This is a genomic window from Streptomyces sp. SX-6 (assembly GCF_059089585.1).
In genome coordinates this window covers 132981-154177 of sequence record NZ_JBTHHU010000012.1, presented here as the reverse complement: position 1 = coordinate 154177, position 21197 = coordinate 132981, and the positions used below count along the sequence as shown (strand labels likewise).

At 70.0% G+C, this 21197-nt stretch carries 24 protein-coding genes; 17 read left to right on the top strand and 7 right to left on the bottom strand.

Annotation, left to right across the window (positions count from 1 at the left end; all coding sequences use genetic code 11):
- The first annotated feature begins 488 nt into the window (after positions 1-488).
- From ACV530_RS17490 to ACV530_RS17470, 5 genes are all read left to right on the top strand, one after another.
- A complete protein-coding gene (locus tag ACV530_RS17490) occupies positions 489-611 on the top strand; it encodes a hypothetical protein (protein WP_494333420.1) in 123 nt (40 codons plus the stop codon).
- Between the two features lie 247 nt (positions 612-858).
- Positions 859-1851 carry a 3-oxoacyl-ACP synthase III family protein gene (locus ACV530_RS17485; RefSeq protein WP_494333419.1) on the top strand — a complete coding sequence of 331 codons (993 nt, stop codon included), beginning with the start codon at positions 859-861 and terminating at the stop codon, positions 1849-1851.
- Between the two features lie 133 nt (positions 1852-1984).
- The gene (locus ACV530_RS17480) at positions 1985-2428 is read left to right on the top strand and encodes a nitroreductase family deazaflavin-dependent oxidoreductase (protein ID WP_494333418.1); all 444 of its coding nucleotides are present in this window, start codon (positions 1985-1987) and stop codon (positions 2426-2428) included.
- 126 nt (positions 2429-2554) lie between these two features.
- Positions 2555-3493: an ATP-binding cassette domain-containing protein gene (locus ACV530_RS17475; protein ID WP_494333417.1), complete on the top strand. Its 939-nt coding sequence runs from the start codon at positions 2555-2557 to the stop codon at positions 3491-3493.
- Positions 3490-4254, top strand: coding sequence for an ABC transporter permease (locus ACV530_RS17470; protein ID WP_494333416.1), 765 nt, complete (start codon positions 3490-3492; stop codon positions 4252-4254). Before ACV530_RS17475 ends, ACV530_RS17470 begins: the two co-directional genes overlap by 4 nt.
- On the opposite strand, the gene ACV530_RS17465 is transcribed toward ACV530_RS17470, so the two are convergent.
- On the bottom strand, positions 4238-7450 hold the full coding sequence (locus tag ACV530_RS17465; RefSeq protein WP_494333415.1) for an AfsR/SARP family transcriptional regulator: 3213 nt from the start codon (positions 7448-7450) through the stop codon (positions 4238-4240). The genes ACV530_RS17470 and ACV530_RS17465 overlap by 17 nt on opposite strands.
- A gap of 157 nt (positions 7451-7607) precedes the next feature.
- Here ACV530_RS17465 and ACV530_RS17460 point away from each other — a divergent pair, with 157 nt between their 5' ends.
- Positions 7608-8129 carry a DUF6879 family protein gene (locus ACV530_RS17460; protein WP_494333414.1) on the top strand — a complete coding sequence of 174 codons (522 nt, stop codon included), beginning with the start codon at positions 7608-7610 and terminating at the stop codon, positions 8127-8129.
- Here ACV530_RS17460 and ACV530_RS17455 read toward each other — a convergent pair.
- Positions 8114-8887, bottom strand: coding sequence for an MBL fold metallo-hydrolase (locus ACV530_RS17455; protein WP_494333413.1), 774 nt, complete (start codon positions 8885-8887; stop codon positions 8114-8116). The two genes, ACV530_RS17460 and ACV530_RS17455, sit on opposite strands and share 16 nt — an antisense overlap.
- 80 nt (positions 8888-8967) lie before the next feature.
- On the opposite strand from ACV530_RS17455, the gene ACV530_RS17450 reads away from it, so the two are divergent.
- The 4 genes from ACV530_RS17450 (at position 8968) to ACV530_RS17435 (ending at position 11231) form a co-directional block, all read left to right on the top strand.
- On the top strand, positions 8968-9564 hold the full coding sequence (locus tag ACV530_RS17450; protein ID WP_494333412.1) for a CGNR zinc finger domain-containing protein: 597 nt from the start codon (positions 8968-8970) through the stop codon (positions 9562-9564).
- Positions 9565-9601: 37 nt separating this feature from the next.
- Positions 9602-9790, top strand: a complete 189-nt coding sequence (locus tag ACV530_RS17445) for a hypothetical protein (protein WP_494333411.1) — start codon at positions 9602-9604, stop codon at positions 9788-9790.
- 173 nt (positions 9791-9963) lie between these two features.
- Positions 9964-10887, top strand: a complete 924-nt coding sequence (locus tag ACV530_RS17440) for a hypothetical protein (RefSeq protein WP_494333410.1) — start codon at positions 9964-9966, stop codon at positions 10885-10887.
- An 8-nt stretch (positions 10888-10895) separates the two neighbouring features.
- A complete protein-coding gene (locus ACV530_RS17435; RefSeq protein ID WP_494333409.1) occupies positions 10896-11231 on the top strand; it encodes a hypothetical protein in 336 nt (111 codons plus the stop codon).
- Here the strand turns inward: ACV530_RS17435 and ACV530_RS17430 are convergent.
- Both ACV530_RS17430 and ACV530_RS17425 read right to left on the bottom strand, forming a co-directional pair.
- A complete protein-coding gene (locus tag ACV530_RS17430; RefSeq protein WP_494333408.1) occupies positions 11219-12178 on the bottom strand; it encodes a hypothetical protein in 960 nt (319 codons plus the stop codon). The two genes, ACV530_RS17435 and ACV530_RS17430, sit on opposite strands and share 13 nt — an antisense overlap.
- Before the next feature lie 20 nt (positions 12179-12198).
- Positions 12199-12906, bottom strand: coding sequence for a FadR/GntR family transcriptional regulator (locus tag ACV530_RS17425; RefSeq protein ID WP_494333407.1), 708 nt, complete (start codon positions 12904-12906; stop codon positions 12199-12201).
- A 120-nt stretch (positions 12907-13026) separates the two neighbouring features.
- Between ACV530_RS17425 and ACV530_RS17420 the strand changes: the two genes are divergently transcribed.
- From ACV530_RS17420 to ACV530_RS17405, 4 genes are all read left to right on the top strand, one after another.
- Positions 13027-13509, top strand: a complete 483-nt coding sequence (locus tag ACV530_RS17420; protein WP_494333406.1) for a flavin reductase family protein — start codon at positions 13027-13029, stop codon at positions 13507-13509.
- Between the two features lie 51 nt (positions 13510-13560).
- The gene (locus ACV530_RS17415) at positions 13561-14766 is read left to right on the top strand and encodes an acyl-CoA dehydrogenase family protein (protein WP_494333405.1); all 1206 of its coding nucleotides are present in this window, start codon (positions 13561-13563) and stop codon (positions 14764-14766) included.
- Positions 14767-14927: 161 nt separating this feature from the next.
- The gene (locus ACV530_RS17410) at positions 14928-15785 is read left to right on the top strand and encodes an arylamine N-acetyltransferase family protein (protein ID WP_494333404.1); all 858 of its coding nucleotides are present in this window, start codon (positions 14928-14930) and stop codon (positions 15783-15785) included.
- 134 nt (positions 15786-15919) lie between these two features.
- Entirely contained in the window at positions 15920-16384 is a 465-nt protein-coding gene (locus ACV530_RS17405) for a hypothetical protein (protein WP_494333403.1), read from the top strand.
- 3 nt (positions 16385-16387) lie between these two features.
- Here ACV530_RS17405 and ACV530_RS17400 read toward each other — a convergent pair whose 3' ends face one another.
- Entirely contained in the window at positions 16388-17617 is a 1230-nt protein-coding gene (locus tag ACV530_RS17400; protein ID WP_494333402.1) for a hypothetical protein, read from the bottom strand.
- Between the two features lie 86 nt (positions 17618-17703).
- Complete coding sequence (locus tag ACV530_RS17395; protein ID WP_494333401.1) at positions 17704-18411, bottom strand: TetR/AcrR family transcriptional regulator; 708 nt, start codon at positions 18409-18411, stop codon at positions 17704-17706.
- Between the two features lie 115 nt (positions 18412-18526).
- On the opposite strand from ACV530_RS17395, the gene ACV530_RS17390 reads away from it, so the two are divergent.
- The gene (locus tag ACV530_RS17390) at positions 18527-19228 is read left to right on the top strand and encodes an NAD(P)-dependent oxidoreductase (RefSeq protein ID WP_494333400.1); all 702 of its coding nucleotides are present in this window, start codon (positions 18527-18529) and stop codon (positions 19226-19228) included.
- 1 nt (position 19229) lies between these two features.
- Here ACV530_RS17390 and ACV530_RS17385 read toward each other — a convergent pair whose 3' ends face one another.
- Entirely contained in the window at positions 19230-20135 is a 906-nt protein-coding gene (locus tag ACV530_RS17385; RefSeq protein WP_494333399.1) for a hypothetical protein, read from the bottom strand.
- Between the two features lie 302 nt (positions 20136-20437).
- Here ACV530_RS17385 and ACV530_RS17380 point away from each other — a divergent pair, with 302 nt between their 5' ends.
- Together ACV530_RS17380 and ACV530_RS17375 are read left to right on the top strand one after the other, a co-directional pair.
- Complete coding sequence (locus ACV530_RS17380) at positions 20438-20686, top strand: hypothetical protein (protein WP_494333398.1); 249 nt, start codon at positions 20438-20440, stop codon at positions 20684-20686.
- A complete protein-coding gene (locus ACV530_RS17375) occupies positions 20652-21182 on the top strand; it encodes a DUF6879 family protein (protein ID WP_494333397.1) in 531 nt (176 codons plus the stop codon). Before ACV530_RS17380 ends, ACV530_RS17375 begins: the two co-directional genes overlap by 35 nt.
- Positions 21183-21197: the final 15 nt, after the last annotated feature.

Sequence of the window (21197 nt, the reverse complement as noted above, 5' to 3'; positions counted from 1 at the left end):
CACGCGGCGTCCATGCCGTCTCGGGGATATTCCCGTGATGGACTAAAGATCAAGCTTCGGAGTGCCCCTGTGTCTCTGCAGCAGACGACGGATCGTGGCGTGGAGACGCGTCGGGCCCGTATCGTCAGCGAGTTCGAGGCGGTATGGGAGCGGGCGGTGCCTCGCGGAGTACCGCTTGGCGTGAGCCGCTACTTGCCCTTCAGGGCTACGCCGGACTGAACGTGCTGTGCGCGCCCTGGAATTGGAAGAGGAGTGCAAAGTGGCAGTAAAGTGGCCAATGTTATTTGGGTGGGGTTGAACTGCTGGTAGCAGGCAGGGGGCTCCTCGCGTGCGTGGAGGTGTGTGTGAAAAAGGCTCGCGGCCAAGCCGTATCCGACAACATGTGGGCTTCCCCGGCGCTCTTCTGCCTTGTCGCCTTCATCGCGTTCGTCGTGTTCCGAACCGATGCCGCGGTCAGGGCTGGATGGATCGCGTATTTCTGTGGGTGGGTGCCCCCTGTCTGCATGACGGTGTGGTGCGTGGTACGCCGCAAGTCGCTCGGCGTCGGCGGAGCGTTCGCGTACGCCTGCCTCGTGGTGGCTGGACTGCTCTTCTGGGCGAACCACGGCTGAAGCAAGCGAGGATGCCTCACGGTGCTGACGGCGTGTCAGCGGTGAGTTGGTGACGTTGCAAGTCTGGATATATCCCGATTGGCAACGTCACCAACTCACCGCTGACACGCCGTCATCCGTGCAGCAGCTCCGCCCGGCACCGCCCATGCTCACGCGGGTGCGGGGAATGCCCTGTTGCTCTGTCAGGATCCCGCCGCGATGATCATCCCCGGTTTCTCGGTCATTCGACACTTCAAGGAGACACTTCATGGCGGTCGAGATTGCCGGTACGGGCTACGCGCTCGGGTCGGACGTAGTCGACAGCACCGAGTTGGCCCTCTCTCACGGCCTGGAGCCCGACTGGTTCGTGCGCCGGACCGGTACCCGGCAGCGGCGCGTCTACGCCGAGGGCGAGAGCCTGCTCTCTCTGGCGGCTGACGCGATCGGCAAGGCCTGCGCGGATGCGGGCGTTGCCCCGCAGGAGATCGGCAGCGAGACCCTGCTGGTCTTCCCCCAGGTCGGCATTCCCACGTTTCTGGTTCCCTCCCAGGCGGTCCTGCTGGCCGGGCGCGCGGGCATCCGGTGCGCGAAGACGATGAGCGTGGACGGCTCGTGTGCCGAGGTGATTCCCGCGCTGGAGACGGCGATCACCATGCTGGAGGCGGGCCGCTGCGAGCGTGCGATCGTCGTGGCCGGCCAGGACGCGGTCAACCTCTCGGGCCACCAGGACCTCAGCCTGGCCGGCCTCTTCGGGGCCGGCGCCGCGGCCGTGGTCCTCACCCGCGACGCACACCATGGGATGCGGCTGGACGTGCGCGGCAGCCACTGGGAGACCCACCCGCAGCAGTGGGAACTCGGCATCCAGCCCGTCCACTCCAACCGCAGGACCGACGAGGGCTTCGAGGTCAGCTTCGGCTACTACACGATGCAGGGCACCGAGATCGTCCAGGCCTCGCGTAGGTTCGTCCCCCCGGTCGTCAACACCGTCCTCACCCAGGCCGGCTGGACCACTGACGACCTCGACGCGGTCTTCGTCCACCAGCCCAACACCCGGTTCCTGCAGATCGTCATGAAGGCCTGCAAGATCAGCATGGACATCGTCCCCAACCCGTGCGCCGACATCGGCAACCTCGGCCCGGCCAACGTCCTGGCCACCCTCGCCATGGCCCGGGAGGAAGGCACCCTGCAGCCGGGCACCCGGGCCCTGCTCCTGTCCTTCGGCGTCGGCTTCTCCTGCGGAGCCATCGCCGCCGTTCTGTAACACCACATGCCCGCAGCAACGGCGCCTCCGTGCGCCGTTTCTACGGCAGAGCGGGATCGGCGGTCTCGCCTCGAGGCGAGGCTTGTGCTGGACTGTGCACCATAAGTCCGTACGCGACGACGGGGTGAGCACGATGCCTCTTGAGGGCGAGTACGAGCCGAGTCCGGCGCAGTGGATACGCGAACAGGTCGACCTGTACGAGAGTTCGGACGGCACGCAGGGGACGACGCTCTGGGACACGGGCCTGCCCGTCGTCATTCTCACGACGCGCGGCGTGAAGAGCGGCAAGATTCGCAAGATTCCGCTGATGCGCGTGGAGCACGAGGGGCGGTATGCGGCTGTGGCTTCCAAGGGTGGCTACCCGCGGCACCCGGACTGGTACTTCAACGTCAAGTCCGACCCGCACGTGGTGCTCCAGGACGGGGCCGTACGCCAGAACATGACGGCCCGTGAGATTACCGGGGACGAGAAGGCCGAGTGGTGGGAGCGCGCGGTCGCCGCGTATCCGCCGTACGCCGAATACCAGGAGAAGACCGACCGCGTGATCCCCGTCTTCCTGCTGGATCCGTGTACGTGACAGGGCCGGGCAGTCTCATCTGACCTTGTCCCCGGAAGGCGAACTGCGAACTGACTCGGATCGCGTCAGTGGGCGTGTCAGGGGCGTGACAGGTGCGTGTCAGGGCCGGTCGCGATGGTTGGACGCATGAAGAGTTCGGCGATCGCGGTTTCAGGGCTGCGCAAGGCATATGGCGACAAAGTCGTGCTCGACGGCATCGGCTTCGAGGTCGCCGCGGGTTCGGTTTTCTCGATGCTCGGCCCCAACGGGGCGGGCAAGACGACGACGGTGAACGTCCTGACGACGTTGATGAAGGCGGACGCCGGGATGGTGCGCGTCGCCGGGCACGATGTGGCGGCCAAGACCAAAGAGGTGCGCGCCGCCATCGGCGTGACCGGGCAGTTCGCCGCGGTGGACGAGCTGTTGACCGGCCGGGAGAACCTGCGGATGATGGCGGACCTGAAGCGCGTGCGCTCCGGTGACCGGGTGGTCGCGGGGCTGCTGGAACGGTTCGACCTGGGGGAGTCGGCGGACAAGAGGGCGTCGGCGTACTCCGGCGGTATGCGCCGGAAGCTGGACCTGGCGATGACGCTGGTCGGCGACCCGCAGATCATCTTCCTGGACGAGCCGACGACGGGTCTGGACCCGCGCAGCAGGCGCACGATGTGGGGGATCGTCCGCGAGCTGGTGGCCGACGGCACCACCATCTTCCTCACCACCCAGTATCTGGACGAGGCCGACGAACTCGCCGACCGTATCGCGGTGTTGAACGGTGGCACGATCGTCGCCGAAGGGACCGCCGACGAGCTGAAGCGGCTCATCCCCGGCGGGTACGTGCGGCTGCGGTTCACCGACCCGGCCGCGTACCGGTCCGCCGCCACCGCGCTGCGCGAGGTCACCGCGGACGACGAGACGCTGTCGCTGCAGATCCCGAGCGACGGCAGCCAGCGCGAGCTGCGCGCCGTCCTCGACTGGCTGGACTCGGTCGGCATCGAGGCGGACGAGCTGACCGTACACACCCCCGACCTCGATGAGGTCTTCCTCGCTCTGACCGAGCGCACGAGCACGGAGGCAGTGGCCAAGTGAGCAGCATATCGGCGCCGTTCGGCGATACGGCGATCATGCTTCGTCGCAACTTCAAGCACACGGCCCGGAATCCGGTCACGCTGTTCAACGCGATTCTGCTGCCCATCGTCATCATGCTGATGTTCGTCTGGGTGTTCGGCGGCGCCTTCAATGTCTCGGGCAAATACATCGATTACGCGGTGCCGGGCATGCTCGTGATGGCCATCACCTACGGGTTGGGGCCGACCTCGGCGGCCGTGAACGACGACATGACGAAGGGTATCATCAACCGGTTCAGGACCATGGACGTCTCCTACGGCGCCGTGCTGGCCGGCCATGTCGTCTCCACGACAGTGCGCAGCCTGCTCAGCTGCGCGGCCATCACCGGAGTCGGCTTCGCGATGGGGTTCCGTCCGCATGCGAGCTTCCCCCAGTGGCTCGGAGTGGTCGGCATCCTGCTGTTGCTCGCCTTCGCGACGAGCTGGCTCACGGTCGCCATGGGTCTGGGGGCGAAGTCCGTGGAATCGGCGGGCATGGCCACCGTGCCGTTGATCATGCTGCCGTTCCTGAGCAGCGCGTTCGTCCCCGCGGACACGATGGGCGTCGGTGTGCGGCAGTTCGCGGAGTACCAGCCCTTCACGCCGATCATCGAGACGCTGCGCGCACTGCTCGCGGGGGGCGAGCCACAGGCCGGCAAGGCGATCGCGGCCGCCGCCTGGTGCGTCGGGTTCGCGCTCGTCGGCTACGTGTGGTCGGTCTCCGCGTTCAAGAAGCGAGCGTGACCTCGACCAGCCGGGGCCAGTCGGTCCGCGCCCCCTCCCGAGCCGCCTCGGCGAACTTCGCGTCGCCGAGGCGGCGTCGTGCTGCCTGCTCGATCCGGGCCGCGTCCGGGTGAGAGCGGTCCCGCAGCCCCATCACGCCCGCGCTCGCCGCGAGCAGCCGCGCCGCCTGCTCGTGCTCGTCGCGGCGCAGTGCCAGGTCCGCGACCCCGATGAGCATGTGCGCGATCGCCAGCGCGTGCCCCGCCTCGGACGCCGCCTCACAGGCCGCCGCGCGGTGCGCCCTGGCCTCGCCGAGGTCGTCGGCGAGGTAGCCGAGCAGGTCGTGCCTCACCGCGCGGAACTGCGCCCGCTCCGCTTCGTCGCCCAGCAGGGCTGTCGCGATGCGGAGTTGCTCGTACGCCTCCTCGGCGTTGCCGCCCCACCGGGCGAGCTCCGCCTTCGCGAGAGCCAGCGTGGCCAGCGCGTCCGGCCAGGTGACCCGCTCCGCGCACCGCTCCGCCTCCGCGACGGCGGCCGCGGCGGAGTCCTCGGCGCCCAGCAGCCAGTACAGCCGTGCCTGCCGCGACCGCAGCTGGATGACGTCCTCGATGGCGCCGACCTCGGTGACGACCGTGATCGCCTGCTCGTAGTGCTCGCACGCACCGGCGAACTCACCGTGCAGGGCGAGCCGGTCCGCGAGCTCGGTCAGGGCGAGCGAGATACCGCACCGCTCGCCGAGCGCCCGGAACTCGGCGAGCGCCGCCTCCAGGTACGCGCCCGCCTCCTGCCCGTCCTGGCCGAACGCGATCCGCATCTTGCCCATGTGCCACCGGGCCAGCGCACGAACCCAGGGGTCCTCGTCGTCCAGCAGCGGTTCGAACGCGGACAGGGACGCCCCGGGCTCCCGCAGTATGCGCTCCAGCGGGGCGACGAGCCTCACGTGCGGATAGCGGTGCCCGCCGCTCCCGCCGTGCCCGCTGAGCCGGTGCGCCTCGCGGATCCACTCCGCGGCCTGGCGCTCGTCGCCCAGCCCGGAGGTCACGAACATCACGACCAGCGCGTACACCGTGGCCCGGACCTCGTCCGTCACCTCGCCGGGCATCCTGGCGGCCGCGGTGATCAGCTCGACGCCCTCGGTCCTGAGCCCGCCGAGCCACCAGTAGAAGCCCGTACCCGCCGCGAGCCGCATCGCCGCCTGCGCATCGCCCGCGGCGAGCGCGCCGCGCATCGCCGCACCGATGTTGTCGTGCTCGGCCCCGAGCGTGGCCAGCCACTCCAGTTGCTCGGCGCGGCGCAGGTGCGGCTCCGCGGTCTCGGCGAGCTCGGTGAAGAAGGCCAGGTGCGCGTGGCGCGCCAGGTCCGATTCCCCGGCCTCCGCGAGCCGGTGCGCGGCGTACTCCTTGATCGTGCCGAGCATGCGGTAGCGCGGGGCGCCGTCGCCCTCGGCCAGCAGCAGCGACTTGTCGGCCAGAGCGGTGAGTAGCTCGAGCACCTGCTCCCGCTCGACCGCGTCGCCGATGTTGTCCGCGTCGACCGCGTCGACCGCGTCGTGCGCGTCGTGCGCGTTGTCCGCGCCCGCGCAGACCTGTTCGGCCGCCTCCAGGCTCGCCCCGCCGGAGAACACCGAGAGCCTGCGCAGGACCACGCGTTCGGCATCGGTGAGCAGTTCCCAGCTCCAGTCGACCACCGCGCGCAGCGTCTTGTGCCGCGGCAGCGCGGTGCGGCTGCCGCTGGTCAGCAGGCGGAAGCGGTCGTCGAGCCGGTTGGCGAGCTGGTCGATGGGCATCGTGCGCAGCCGGGCCGCGGCCAGTTCGATCGCCAGCGGCATCCCGTCCAGCGCCCGGCAGACGCGCACCATCGTCGCCAGCGTGCGGGTGTCGGCCGCGAGGTCCCGGCGCACCGCCCCGGCCCGGTCCCGCAGCAGCTGGACGGCGGGCGAGGACGCGATCTCGCCCGGGCCCGCGTCCCCCTCCGGCACGGCCAGCGGCTCGACCGGCCACAGCGCCTCCCCGGTGATGCCGAGCGGTTCCCTGCTCGTCGCCAGGATCCGCAGCCGCCGGCACTCCCCGAGCAGCCGGTGGGCGAACATCGCCGCGGACTCGATGACGTGCTCGCAGTTGTCCAGGATCAGCAGTGCCTCGCGCTCGCGGATCGCGGCGATGATCCGGTCCGTCAGCTCCGCGTTCCGGGCCCCGCCGAGCAGGGCGTCCCGCAGGCCCAGTCCGGCGAGCGCCGACTGCGCCACGTCGCCGTCCGCGCCGATCGCGGCGAGCTCCACCAGCCAGGCCCCGTCCGGCAGATCGCCGAGCAGCGTGCGCGCGGTCTCGGTGGCCAGCCTGGTCTTCCCCGAGCCGCCCGGCCCGATCACGGTGGTGAGCCGGTGTCCGGCGATGAGCCCGCGGACCGCGGTGACATCGGCGTCCCTGCCGACGAAGGTGGTCAGCTCGGCGCGCAGGTTGGTCCTGGGGCTCTCCTCGCGCCGCCCCAACTCGCCGCGCAGCAGGGCGACATGCAGCGCGGACAGCTCCGGCGAGGGGTCGACGCCCAGCGCGTCGGCCAGCGCCTCCTTCGCGCGCTGGTACACCAGCAGCGCCTCGCTGTCGCGGCCGGCCGCGACGAGGGCGCGCATCAGCGCGGCGACGAGCCGTTCCCGCAGCGGGTACGCGGCCACGAGGTCGGTCAGCTCCGTGACCATCTCCGCACCGCGCCCGAGGGTGACCTCCGTGTCGACCCACTCCTCCGTGGCGGTCAGGCGCAGCCCCTCGAGCCGGATGACCGCGGCGTCGAACGCGGCGCTGTCCTGCGGACCGACGTCCTGCATGGCCGCACCGCGCCACAGCCCGAGGGCCTCGCGCAGCAGCCGCACCCGCCGGGAGACGTCCTCGGTACGGGCCTGGCCCGCGACGACGAGGCGTTCGAACCGTACGGCGTCGACGGCGTCGGGCTCCACCGCCAGCCGGTAGCCGTCTGTCTGCCCCTCGATCACCCCGTCCGGCAGGACCTTCCGCAGCCGGGAGACCAGGCGCTGCAGGGCGTTCGTCGCGTCGGCGGGCGGGCGTTCCCCCCAGATCCAGTCGACGAGCGACGCCTTCGGGACCACGTGCCCCGGCCTGAGCGCGAGGGCGATCAGCAGCCCGCGCAACCGCGCACCCGGCACGTCGGCCGAGCCGTCGTCGCCTGTGCGGACCTCCAGCGGCCCGAGTATCCCGATCTGCACCCGCTGATTTTGCCATGGGTGTTCGGCAGGCATCTTTCGAAGCCGTAAGCGACGGTGCGACTCTGCCGGTCAACGGCTGCGGTGGCGATGGACAGTTCACGCACGACCCCGCGACCCCGCGACCCCGCGACCCCGCGACTCCTGAGGAGGAGCACCAATGTCGTCAGGCCTGCCCGACTTCGAGACGCTGCTGAGCTCGGCCCAACGGTCGGCCGTGCACCTGGAGATGCGTGACATCTACGGCGTCGGCGAGGAACAGGAGCACGTCACCGCGTGGCGGCGAGGCGAGCCGATCGACCCCGGGGCCCCGCACTGCCGGGCGTGGGCAAGCCTCGTCAGGGGCACGGTCGACCGTGGCGTCGTGATGCGCCGGGCACGCATCGTGTCGGAACCGGTGACGGAATACATCCGGTACGAGCACGCGATCACGCCCGTCAACACCGGTGCGGGGGAGCAGGTGAGATGGCTGCCGAGGCGGTCGGCCTCGGACATCGCGCTGCCGGGCAATGACTTCTGGCTGATGGACGACCGCATCGTGCGGTTCAACATCTTCACGGGGGACGGCGCGGCACTCGAACCGCAGGACAGCGAGGCCGCGGCGGTGATCGCGCTCTGCGCCGCGGCGTTCGAGGCGGTGTGGGAGCGGGCGGTGCCGCACGAGGACTACCGCTTGGCGTAAGCCCCCAACTCCAGCCGGTCCCGCAGCCCCGCCGCCGTGAACGCGGCGTCCAGGTGCGCGTGCCCCTCCGTGAAGTGCCCCCAGCTGTCGAAGTGGACGGGGACCACGCGCCGGGCGGCCAGGATGGCGGCGGCCTCGGCGGCCTGGCGGCTGTCGAGGGTGAGCAGGGCGCCGTCGAAGAGGCCGGTGCGGGCGGCGCCGGCGAAGAGGACGGCGGTGTCGACGGGGGCGAAGCGGTCGGCGATCTGCCGGACCACGTCCAGCGAGGCGTTGTCGCCGCTGACGTAGACGGTGGGCAGGTCGGGGGCGGTCAGGACGAAGCCGATCACCTCGCCGGTGACGGGTTCGCAGCCCTCGGGGCCGTGCTGGGCGGGAGCGGCGGTCACGGTCAGGGTGCCGCCGTCGGGGCGGGGCAGGTCGACGGTCTCCCAGGGGGCCAGGCCCCGGGCGGTGCCGCCGAGGCGGCCCGCGCCGCCGCGGGTGGTGAGGGTCAGGGGGACGTCCGCCAGCAGTGCGCGGCCCGCGTGGTCGAGGTTGTCGGGGTGCTCGTCGTGGGAGAGCAACACCACGTCGATCGGGGCGAGTTGGGCGGGCGTGGCGGCGGTGGGGGCGGTCTTGGTGAGGGACCGGCTGTCGCCTATGGGGTACTCACCGGGGGCGTCGAAGGTGGGGTCGGTGAGGAACCGCAGACCGCCGTACTCGATCAGGGCGGTCGGGCCGCCGAAGGTGCTGACTGGAGGGTGCTCGGTAGGCGTCATGCTCGTGTCCTCACGGGTAAGTGGGAGGTTTTCCGTGAGATAAAGGTAGCCCCGTCTCACGGAAACGCGCAAGGGTTAGCATGAGAACCATGACGGACGCCTCCGCGATCCCCGAGCCCGCACCGGGTGCGGAGCAGTACCGCGCACTCGACTTCGCCAACACCGCGCTCGCCCTGCCGGGCGGCCTGTACCTGGACCTGCTCGGCTCGCCCGAGGCGGCTGCGCAATGGCTGACCGAACGCGATCTCGTACCGGCCGGTACCGAGCTGTACGAGGTGTGCGCGGTCCGGGTACGAGCCCTGCGGGATCAGGTGCGAGCCCTGCTCGCCTCCCGGATCGACGCCATCCCCGCACCGGACGCGGCACTGCGCGCCGTCAACGAGGCGCTGACCGGCGCCCCCACGGCCGCGCTGCTGCGCTGGGATCCCGCGCAGGGCCTGCACCGGGTCCAGGCGCACCCCATCGACCAGGTCGTCGACCACGCCCTCGCGGTCATCGCCGCCGACGCCGCCGACCTGCTCACCGGCCCCGACGCCGCACGGCTCGCCGCCTGCGGCTCGCCCCCGTGCCAGCGCTACCTGCTGCGCACCCACGCCCGCCGCCACTGGTGCTCGGTGCGCTGCGGCGACCGTGCCCGTGCGGCCCGCGCCTACGCGCGCCGCACGCAGGGCGTGTGAACCTGGAAGAGGGGCGAAGTGCGAGAGGGGGCCAGTCATGATCGGGCTGCCCGGAAGAAAGCACAGGCACAAGGACGAGCGCAAGCGCGAGCAGCAGGAGAAAGCGGCAAAGGCCCGGAAGGGGAAGGACCGGGAGGAGAAGGCGAGCGAAGAGATCTATAAGCATAAGCCCGCACCCGAACAGAGCGTTCTTGGATGGGGCCACCGCGGCGAGTCGCCTCCCTGAAACGAACCGGTCATTCAGAATTCAAATGAGCCGGGTTTCCCGGATCCGCCGACCGCAGGTCAGGCCATGAATCGGAAGAGGACGATTTCACTTCTGCGGAAGTGATTGACCCGCCTCACCGGGCGCGATACCACCAAGGGACACGAGTTTCCCAACAGTTGAGGAGCGTCGGCATGCTGCGCATTGACGTCAGTATGTTCTCCGGCCGCCCTGACCCGTCCTGGATCATCACCGACGAGAGCACGGTGAGAAGTCTGTTATCGGACGTGGCCGACGCGGCGGAAGAAGCGGTGGGGATACCCGGGGCGGGGTACGACGGCCTGGGGTATCGCGAGGTCGTGGTCTCCGCGGTCAGTGACGACGAGCCCTGGCCCGAGTCCGTACCCCGCAGTTTCGCGCTGGGCACCCTGGGTGCCCGGAACCTCGGCCGTTCGGCCGAGTTGGCCCGCCGGGTCGTGGAGGACATGACCCGCCACGCGGACACGGAGCTGGCCGAGCACGAGCAGACGCCGCTCGACGAGGGGCTCCGCGACCTCGTACTCGGCGAGATCGACACCTTCGCGGCCGACCCGCCGGCCTGGACCCGGTCCCCGGTCCTCGCCGGGTACCCCGCGCGTACGACCGCTCAGGAAGCCGAACCGACCGTCACCTGCTACATCGAACTCGGCGCGTACAACCCCGGCTTCTGGAACACCCCGGCCGTCCAGCCCAAGAACAACTGCTACAACTACGCGAGCAACAGGCGCACCGACACCTTCGCCCAGCCCGGCCGGGCGCACGGAGCCATGACCGGGGTCATGGCCTGTCCGAACGTCGCCAACGCCGCCCTGGCCGACCGTCTCGTCCGGCGGGGCCAGTGCCTGCCGGACAGCGAAAAGCCCCGCTGGCTCATGGCACTTGTCGTCTGGCCGGGCACGGACTACCACTGGTACAGGTTCCACAACGGCAACTTCTGGGGGCACAAGCCTGGCACGACGCCGGCCCGGAACTACGACAACAGCGGTCACACGATCACGAATCCGGAAACGGCCAACCGCGGCGGCTACCGTGATTTCTGCGGCTACTTCTACGCCGGGAAATCGGTCGTCATCAGGTGAGTAGACCCATGCTGGTGGAACTGGAACTGTTCAGCGGTCGCCCCAATCCCCGTTGGTCCCTCGATCCCGGGGCCGCCGAGGAATTCCGCGCGCTGACGGCCGGACTTCCACCCGCGAGCCCGGTGGCCCCGCCCCCGCCCCCGGGGCTGGGCTACCGCGGCTTCACGGTCACGGACGCCGGCCGCGTGATCAATGTCTTCGCCGGCCGGGTGACCGAGGGGACGGTGTCCCGGACCGACCCGGACCGGTCCCTGGAGTACTGGCTGCTGACCCGGATGCCCCCGTCGCTGCGCCACCTCCGTTCCATCGTGGCCGAGGCGCTCGAGGACGGTCAGGACGACTGACGCAGCGTGCTCAGCGACTCCCTGGCAATCTCCGCCAGGGCGACCGGGCACAGCAGGTGCTCCAGCGGTGCGTCCCGGCCTTCCCTGATGCCCTGTTCGTAGAGGGCGCGCCCTCCGGGGCTGGTCAGCATGATGCCGACCTCCACGGCGGCCGGGCCGCTGCCGGGCGGGGGCGTGTGCTGCTCGTGCGCGCACGACGCGTCGGCGTAGTGCGACAACGCCTTCTCCAGCGCCGAGACGAGCTCGCCGATCGCGGATTCCCTCCCGTCGATGACGATGTCGGAGACGGCGATCCAGGACAGTGCCACCGCGACCAGCAGACATCCGGGGCGCTCCGCCGGGTCGGCGGTCCGGAGAACCGACGCGTGGTAGGAGATCTCCTCGGCGATCTCCGTCCCGGGCTCCGGGTAGCCGTTGAGCAGGGCCGAGAGCGAGTCGATGGCTTCCCGGGCTCCCACGTGCAACCGAGGCGGAATGTCCGTGGCGGAGCCGGGCTCGATGATGTCCATGGCGATGCGCGCGAATCCCGCGACGTTGCGCGGGCAGAGCCATGCCTCCCGTGGATGGTCCTCGTCCCACTCGGCATCCTGGTCGGCCAGTTCGGGCAACTGCCCGGCGAGATCCTCGTCGTATTCGGCCTCGTGCTCCTCGTACGGGTGCGTCTCATGGCCGCAGGGCCGGTCGCGCAGCGCATGGTCGGTGGCCTTCAACGCCGCCTTGGCTTGCGGCGCGACGTCGTCGCCGGACCCGTACGCGACGTAGGGAGCCATCAGGACCAGCCCGATCGTCCATACAAAGGCCGACTCCCCGCCGGGGTGGGCGACAAGGCGCGCGGCGCAGCCGAGGGCCGTGTGGTCGTACTCGTCGTTCCACAGGGTGTCGTAGTTCTCGTTGATCTCGTCCCAGGAGCGGGCGAGTTCGTCGACAGGTATGTCGTCAATGGGCATTGGGAGAGCCTAGTTGAGGGTTAGAAGGAGAGGCCGAGCGCCCTGTCGCGGTCGCGGGCCTCGAGTGCGTCGACGAGCGCGGCATGGTGTTCGTACCGCTCCTGGAGTTGCTCGGCCGCATCGGGTTCGGCGAGGGGCAGCAGCGTCGCGTACAGCGAGCGCAGCAGCGCGTTCGGGCTGACGGCCGTGAGCCGCGTACGGAGCCGGTGGTCGGCGGCGGCGAAGGCGGCCGGGTCGGACTCGCGTGCGGCCTTGGCGAGGTCCGCCAACTCGCGCCGGATCGCGGCGAGATCGGCCGGCGAGGCGTGCCAGAGGGCGTCCTCGACCAGGAGCGGACCCAGGGCGTCGCGGATGCGGCGGGCCTCCTCGGCGCGGGCGCCGTCCGGCTGGTGGGTGTCCAGGGTGTCCAGCGCGAGAACGGAGTTGCCCAGGCGGCGCATGGGTGACTGTTCGGCGGCGAAGAGGCCGCCGCCGGGGCCGGGGCGTACGGTGACCAGGCCGCGGGACTGGAGCAGCCGCAGGGTCTCGTTGAACGTGCCGACCGACACCCCGCAGGTGGCGCGGAGTTCCTCCTTGGTGCCCAGGCGTACGCCCGGCTCCGCGTCCGCGACCAGGGCCGCGATGCGCTCGGCGGCGACCTCGGCGCGGGAGGCCGCGGTGCGCTCCCAGTCGCCGCGCCGCAGGGCGGGCGCCTCGAGGCCCCCTCGGGTGTCGTCTGCGGCTGCCATGCGGCCTCCCCGTGCCTCAACTCGTAAATGATTATGGTCAATAGCATCGCATCTCTTGACGTCCTTTCAAAGCCCCATGCATGATCACGGTAATCATCATGATGGATTGGAGGGGACGCCATGATGACCGAGCAGGACTTCCGGGATCTGATGGCCGGGGTCTGCGCCCCGGTGACCGTCGTGACCGCCACCGAGGACGAGGCGCCGTACGGGGCGACCGTCAGCGCGTTCGCGTCGCTGTCCCTGCGCCCGCCGATGGTGTCGGTGGCCCTGGACCGCGGTTCGGGACTACTGGCCCGCATCCTGGCGACCGGGCGGTTCGGGGTGAACGTGCTCGGCGCGGAACAGGAGGCGCTGGCAACGCGGTTCGCCCGCCGGTCGGCCAGTCGTTTCGCCGGGGTCCGGTGGGAGTACGACCACGGGCTGCCGCGGCTGCCGGACGCGCCGGGCTGGCTCGTGTGCGAGCTGGCCTCGGTGGTCGAGGGCGGTGACCACCTATTGCTGCTGGGGACGGTCGTCCACGCCCGTACGTCCACGGCGGCGCCGCTGGTCTACGGCCACCGGACCTTCGGTACGCACTCCGCGTTCGCCCCCGTCGCGTAACCCGCGTAACTCCCGTCGTTTCAGCACATGTTCAAGGCTTTGGAGACAGGCATGAGCATCACCGACACTTCAGTCACTTCCGCCCCGACCACCGCCGAGATGGTGGCGCGGGCCACCGCGCTGCACCCGCTGCTGCGCGAGCACTCCGCCAGAATCGAGGCGGACCGCAGGATCACCGACGAGGTGATCGACGCGCTCACGGACACGGGGCTGTTCAAGCTGACCGTGCCGCGGCGCTTCGGCGGATACGAGGCCGACATGCGCACCCTGGTCGACGTGTCGTCCGCCGTCGCGGAGGGCGACGGCTCCACGGGGTGGGTCGTGGCCGTGGTCAACACCTGCACCTTCCTGGCCGGACTGTTCCCCCTCGAGGCACAGGAGGAGGTATGGGGCGCCGACCCCGACGCACGGGTCACCGGTGTCTTCACCCCCGCCACCATCACCAACCGCAAGGTCGAGGGCGGCTGGCGCACGTCCGGCAAGTGGTACTACAACTCCGGTGCTTGGCACTCGACTTGGGCCGTGCTGGGCATGCCGCTGGTCGACGAGAGCGGCGCCGTCGTCGACCAGGCGATGGCGCTGGTGTCGCGCACGGACCTGGAGATGCAGGACGTCTGGCACGTCGCGGGGATGCGCGGCACCGGCAGCAACTGCCTGATCGCCGAGGACGTCTTCGTGCCCGAGCACCGCGTCATCTCCGTGCCGCGCGCGATCGATGGCGAGCTGCCCACGGTGCACGGGCCGACGGGCCTGTTCCGCTCGGCGCTCGCGCCGCTCCTCGCCCTGGGCCTCGCCGGGCCCCAAGTGGGCATGGCGCGGGCCGCGTTGAAGCTGGTCATGGAGAAGGCGGTGACCAAGCCGATCTCGTACACCTACTACGAGACGCAGGCCGAGTCGGTCGCCGTACAGCTCCAGATCGCCGAGGCTTCTCTGCGGATCGACACCGCGCAGTTGCATGTGCACCGCGCCGCCGCGGACATCGACGAGGCCGCCGCCCGCGGCGCCGAGCTCGAGGTGCTGAAGCGTGCCCGGGTCCGCGCGGATGCCGGGCACGCCATCAAGAACGCCGTCGACGCCATCGGCATCCTGCTCGACGTGCACGGCGGCGGTTCCTTCGCCGACGCGAATCCGCTGCAGCGCATCTGGCGGGACTCGAGCGTCGCCGGCCGGCACTCGGTCGCCCAGCCCGCGGTGGGCCTGGAGGTCTACGGCAAGGTGCTGCTGGGCATCGAGGAGCGGATCACGCCCTTCGTGTGACGGGGCACCGGCCCGGCGCGGTGGTCACCACGCCGGGCCGTACGTCCCTGGTCCTAGGACCGAAAGGCGAGCAGGATCACGCCTTTCACCAGAGGCCTGGAGCGCACTCCACCGCCTACCGTCGAGGTCGTACGGATTGTTGACCCCGAAAGGGATGGACCATGACGCAGGCGGACTCCGGGCACGGGTGGAACGGCGACGAGCTGGACCTGGACGCCTACCTGGCCCGTATCGGATACGAGGGGGAGCGGGCGCCGACGCTGGAGGTGCTGCGGGGGCTGCAGCGGGCGCACGTCACGTCGATACCGTTCGAGAACATCAACGCGGTGCTGGGGCTGCCCGTGCTGCTGGACCTCGCGTCCCTGCAGGACAAGCTGGTGCGCGGCCGGCGCGGCGGCTACTGCTTCGAGCACATCGTGCTGTTCGCCGCCGTGCTCGAGCGGTTCGGGTTCGAGTTCACCGGGCTGATGGGCCGGGTGACGCTGGGCGCGCAGAAGGTGCTGCCGGCCACTCACGGTCTGCTGGCGGTCTCGCCCGTGGACGACGACCGGCTGTGGCTGTGCGACGTGGGGTTCGGCTCCGGCCCGCTGGAGCCGATCGAGATCGCCGACGGCAACGAGGTCGACCTCGAGGGCTGGTGCTTCCGGATGGAGCGGCGCGACGGTGCGCTCGGCGTCGACGACTGGTGGCTTCACCAGTACCGGGCGAACGGCTGGGAGGACCGGCACACGTTCACGCTGAGGTCGCAGTACACGATCGACTACGTGGTGGGCAGCCACTACGTCTCCACGCACGAGCGCTCGCCGTTCGTGAAGCGCCTGTTCACCCAGAAGTTCAGCGCCACGCAGCACGACCGGCTCGATGCCACGACGCTGACCACGTTCCGCCCCGACGGCTCGTCGACCGAGCGGAAGGTCGAACCGGACGAGCTGGGGCGGGTGCTGGAGGAGACGTTCGGGATCGTGGTGGGCGAGGACGTCCTGGACCGGCTGCGCAAGGAAGGGCTCGACTCGGCCTGAACCGGTGCGATCCGGCCATGTCGGGGCATGTGCGGTTGGCCGGTTCTGTCGGCCGGCCATTGCCGGGGTTGAATGCCACGACGATGATCACCAGTCGTATCGAACCGATCACACACAGGACTGGAGATCCCGACGTGGCACCCCGCATCGTGTTCCGCGCCCTCACCGCGGCCCTGGCCGTGGCAACCCTCGGCATGCCCCTCGCGCAGGGGGCGTACGCCTCCGAGGCGCGGGGCACCGCCGTGCACGCTGCGTCCGACAACCCCTTCCGCTGGATGGAGTTGGAGGGCCTCAAGGCCGAGTACCGCTTCATGTGCCCGGCGGGCGTCTGCGTGGACTACTGGTCGCTGGTCCTCACCGAGGACGTGGCGAAGCGGACGTACGCGGGCGGCCAGTTCTTCGTCTACGCGCCCGCGACCGGCGAGTTCGGGTTCTTCCTCGACACGGACATCGCACGCCGCACGGTGGACCACCCGCAGCAAGTACGTCTGATAGACAGCGACTTCCTCAAGTCGCACCCCCGGGTCGAGATCCGCTACGGCAACCCGGACCAGCCGAAGAAGGCCCGGGTCGTCGCCTCGGCGACGACTCTTATGTAGGCGTCAGCGCTTCAGGCCGCTGAAAACCGTGGCGATCTGGTGCCACACCTGCGGTTCCCGCGCGAGGTAGCTGAGGACCGGCACGAACAGTGCGGCGTTGTTGAGCGTGAACCAGCGCCGCAGACGCGGGTCGATGGGCCACGTGGGTGCCTTCCGCAGGGTGTGGTGCCACTCCAGGAGGACGGTCAGCTCCCTGTCGATGCTCTCGTGGCCGCTGGTGGCACGGACCAGGGTCTTCTGCACCGTCCGGATCCTCGGTATCAGCCGGGTCGCCTCCGCGTTCCAGTGACCGGCCTGCCTGCGCATCTCCCGGTGGATCGCCCACATCGGCAGCAGGAAGGCGAGGAGTTCGAAGGTGATGGCCAGCACGAGGAGCCCCAGGTAGGGGCCGCGCCACGGCAGGTAGTAGGGCAGTGCCGGGATGATGAACCACCAGACGGCGAGGTACGCGGCGGGCAGGCCGACGATGAGGGACTGTCGGAAGTAGAACCTGCCGATCGGGCCGAGGCCGAGCGCGCCGTCCGGGTGGCCCGGCATGAGGTGGTACGCGCACGGCCGGCGGCGCCAGATGGCTCCGTACGCGACCATGCGCCCGAGGCGCTGCCCTGCGACCACCCCGGCCAGGGGCTGGATGACCAGCCCGGCCGGATCGTGGGACGCGATGTGCGACAGATCGTTCGGGGCGTGCAGCAGGTCGATCGGGTGCACCGAGAGCAGCCAGGTCACGAGCAGGGCCGAACCGACCACCGCGCCCGCCACTTTCGCGTTCCGTCGGGCCATGAGCCACAAGTCCTCGAGGAATGTGCGGAGTTCGGGCGCCGAGAGGCAGATGGTTCCGCTGTCGACGAGGGTGTTCAGGGTGGTGTGGAGGGTGCCGCTCAGTGATTCGCTCAGCTCTACCCCGGCGAGGAAGGCGAGAAAGCCGCTGAGGTACATCCAGTCCCAGCCCAGATGGCCGGCCCCTTGCCCTACGTAGCTGCTGGCCACGATGGTCGGGACGAGCGAGGCCAGCAGGAGGCGGCGCCGGGCGGCGGACATCGGGTGGGGGCGGAGGGAGTCGACCGCGACGGTGCCGATGACCAGGATGGTCCAGGCGATGACGACCACCCGGACGGGGTTCTCCCTGCCCGCCGTGTACTCCGTGGCGGCCACCACGACACCGAGCAGTGCCGGCGCCGCGCAGGCGGGCCAGTGCCGGACGGTGCGGACGGCCGCGGGTATCCATGGCTGCACGCGCATGAGTGTGCGCCGGATTCGCGCCGTCATCACCCAGGGGTGCGACGGCGCAGTGGAGGAAGCAGGGGCGCACAGGCGCGCGTTCAGGCGGGCGTGAGGCCGAGCGAGCGGAGCAGCCGGTCGAGTTCCTCGCGGTAGATCTTGGCGGGGTTGGGGGTCTGTGTGCCCAAGTGACCGTAGATCTCCAGGGAGACCAGGCCGTGCAGGTGTCCCCAGATGCGCAGGGCGACGGCCACGGCGGCGGGCGGCAGGCCGGGGAAGGTCTCGCGCACCTTGTCGACCAGCTTGGGGTCGAAGTCGGACCACTCGAAGCTGCTGCCCGCGTAGAGCGGTTCGGCCTGCGGCCAGGCTTCGGCGGCCAGCCGGGTGAGGCCGGTGCAGATGCGGTGTTCGGCCTCCGGCGCGGCGCCGCTCTCGGGTGGGCGGTAGCCGGGTACGGGGGCACCGTAAATCAGTCGGAATCCCTCGGGGTTGGTGAGCGCCCAGTCCCGGAAGGCGCAGGCCCACGCCCGGATCCTGCCGGCCGGATCCTCGGCGGGTAGGGCATCGCGCGCCGCGTCCACAGCATCGGCGAGCGAGGTGTACAAGTCGCGGATGAGCGTGGTGACCAGATCGTCGCGGGTGGCGAAGTAGCCGTAGATGGCGTTGGCGGACATGCCCATCTCGCGCGCGATGGCGCGAAGGGTGATCGCGTCGGGTCCGCCTGAGGACATCAGCCCGAGGGCAATGGTCTTGATCTCGGCCGTGGTCTCGGCCCGCAGTCGCTCACGACGTCCTCTGGTGCTTGCCACGCACGCACTCTACAACGTCACTTTGCTGCTTGCCGTGCTAAAACTTCACGCCGTACAGTCACTGCACGGCGTCACATGTTCGGGGCGGCAACGCCCTTCGATCAAGGGGAGAGTCATGCACGTAGGAGTCATCGGCGCGACCGGCGCCATCGGGCAGCGCATCGTCACCGAAGCCCTCGGGCGCGGGCACCGCGTCACGGCGTTCACGCGCGACGCCTCACGCATCAGCGAGGAGCGGGAGAACGTCGTCTGGAAGAGCGTCGACGTCCTCGACGCCGACAGCGTCACGGCGGTCATCGACGGACTGGACGTGCTCATCAGCGGCTTCCAGCCCGGCAACGCCGCCAAGGACTTCGCCGAGACGGTCCGGCGCTCGATCGAGGACCCGACGGTCTACGCCACCGCCGCCAGAGCCCTGTTGAAGGCGCTGGACACCAGGCCGCACACCCGGCTCATCGTGATCGGCGGCGCGGGCAGCCTCGAGGTCGAGCCCGGACTCGTCCGGGCCGACTCCGACGAGCACCTGAACGAGAGCCTCGACTACCTCGGCCTGCCACGGGAGTACGCCGCTGCGGTACGAGGACACCGGGATGCCCTCAACGTCCTGCGCCTGTCCAACCGGCTGTGGACGTACCTGAGTCCGGCCGAGGAGATCGCCCCGGGCGAGCGCACCGGCCGGTTCCGGATCGGTGGGGACCAGCCGGTGCTCGACGCCGACGGGCGCAGCCGCATCTCCATCGAGGACACCGCCGTGGCGATCCTCGACGAGGTCGAACTGCCGCGCTTCGTCCAGCGGCGCTTCACGATCGGGTACTGAGTCACGCTCCGCGCAGTGCCGCGCGTACGGCCGCCGCGCCCCGTGCGGTGGCGGCCACCGCACCGGAGGTGTCCGCCACGCGGCAGGCACGGCACAGGGTTTCGTCCCCCACGGGCTGGAAGAGGAGCGGCTGCGTGTGGTCGCCCCGGCACTCGCGCGAGCGCGCCACGCGCGGTTGCTTCGGTGCCGACACAGGTCGCTGGGCGGCCACTGGCGGTGCCTCCGGCATCTTGCGCACCAGGCGGTCGCGGACGAACGCCGCCGGGTGGTGGACCGGCTCCGGGAGGCCGGTGGTCAGCTGCGCGCGCAGATCGCGGACGCTCGCTCCGCGCAGCAGCCAGTCGGCGGCGAGCGGGGCGAGCTCCTTGACCTCCCGGCCGGTCAGGCACAGACGGCGCTCGCTGTGCGAGACGGAGGCGAGGGCGAGCGCCGCGCGCTCGACCAGCTCATCGGGCAGATGCAGGGCGGGCGTTGGGGCGAGGGCTGGGGAGGGTGGGCGGTAAGAGTCCTTCTCCTTTTCCGTGTTTTCTTGGGGACGACCGACGGGCCGAGGTGTCGGCTGGCCGACGGTCGGTTTTACGGCAGTCGGAGGAGGACGGTGCCCGTCGCGGATGGCCCTCGCGTCCTCCGCCGACAGCGGGACGCTGGAGATCAGCTGCGTGGTCGCCCAGCGACCGTCGGCACCTTGGCGGCGCCACTCGTGGGCGTAACCCTCCGCCTTGAGCTGCTTCTTGGCCCGCTGGAACGCGGCGTTCTTGATCCCGGCACGGCGGGCCGCTTCGGAGAGCGACACGTTCGCGGTGTCCTTCACCGACATCAGCCAGAGCAGCAGACGCACGGCGTCCGAACTCAGGTGTGGGTGGCGGATGATGTCGTTCGGAACTTGGGTGAAGCGGGCCTCAGGCACGCTAAAATGCCGCAGCATCTCCAGGTCCTCCTACGTGACCTTGGTGGTGTAGGCCCCCGCGGTGTCCTGAGATGACACTTGCGGGGGCCGCTTCGTTCTCGAAGCTCGATGCGGCTGACCGTACACGCAACGCCGCCTTGTGTGCCTCCAGTTGGCGCTTCGGGGTGGCGGCTTGGCTTGATGGGAGGCGTGCGTGTCAGTCTTCACGCCGCTGTAGGTCTTGTGTGCGCCGTTGACCACCAGTGCCGGTGAGCGGCAAGCTCGTGCAATCCGAAGTAACCCCTACGCTGTGGGAGGTAGTTATGGCGCTGGTGTTCGTCGCCAAGGACCCCGACACGGACGAGCGGAACTGCCCGACTGTGTGGGTAGACCTTGAGGCGGAGGAGATGCTGTTCCAGGGGTGGAAGGTCGACGAGGCAGTGAGGGACGTGTGCCTGAAGACGGGGCCCATCCCGGAAGATGAAGCGGTCGTGCGGCTGCCGTTGCGCATGGTGGCTGCCATCAGGAGGGCGTGTGATGAAGCAGAACGGGCCGGAGTTCGAATTCGATGATGTGCTAGCCCGCTGCACGCGTTCCGCGGTCCACTTGGAGATGCGGGACGCCTATGCAGTGGACAACGAGGTTGGTCGTTTCGCCGATTGGAAGGCCGGGCACCGGCATGACCCGGCCGACCGCGCATCGTGGTGGCGTCCATGGCACTCGCTGATCGCTGAGACTGTAGCTCGTGGCGTTGTGGTGCGTCGGGCGCGCATCGTCTCTGAGCCGGTGAGCGAGTACATCCGATTCGAGTACGACGGAACGTTCATGAACGTCGCAGCAGGTGAGCTGGTCCGCTGGCTCCCGAGGAGCGAGGCGTCTGACCTTGCGTTGCCCGGTAACGACTGCTGGGTCTTCGACGGTGAGATCGTCCGCTTCGGGTACTTCTCCGGTGATGGTCAGTACCTCGGAGAGGAGTGGACGAAGTCCCCAGCGGTGGCGCAGCTTTGCTCGTCAGCCTTCGATGGCGTCTGGGAGCGTGCCATCTCCCACGAAGAGTTCAAGGTCTGAGCACCTGATCCAGCG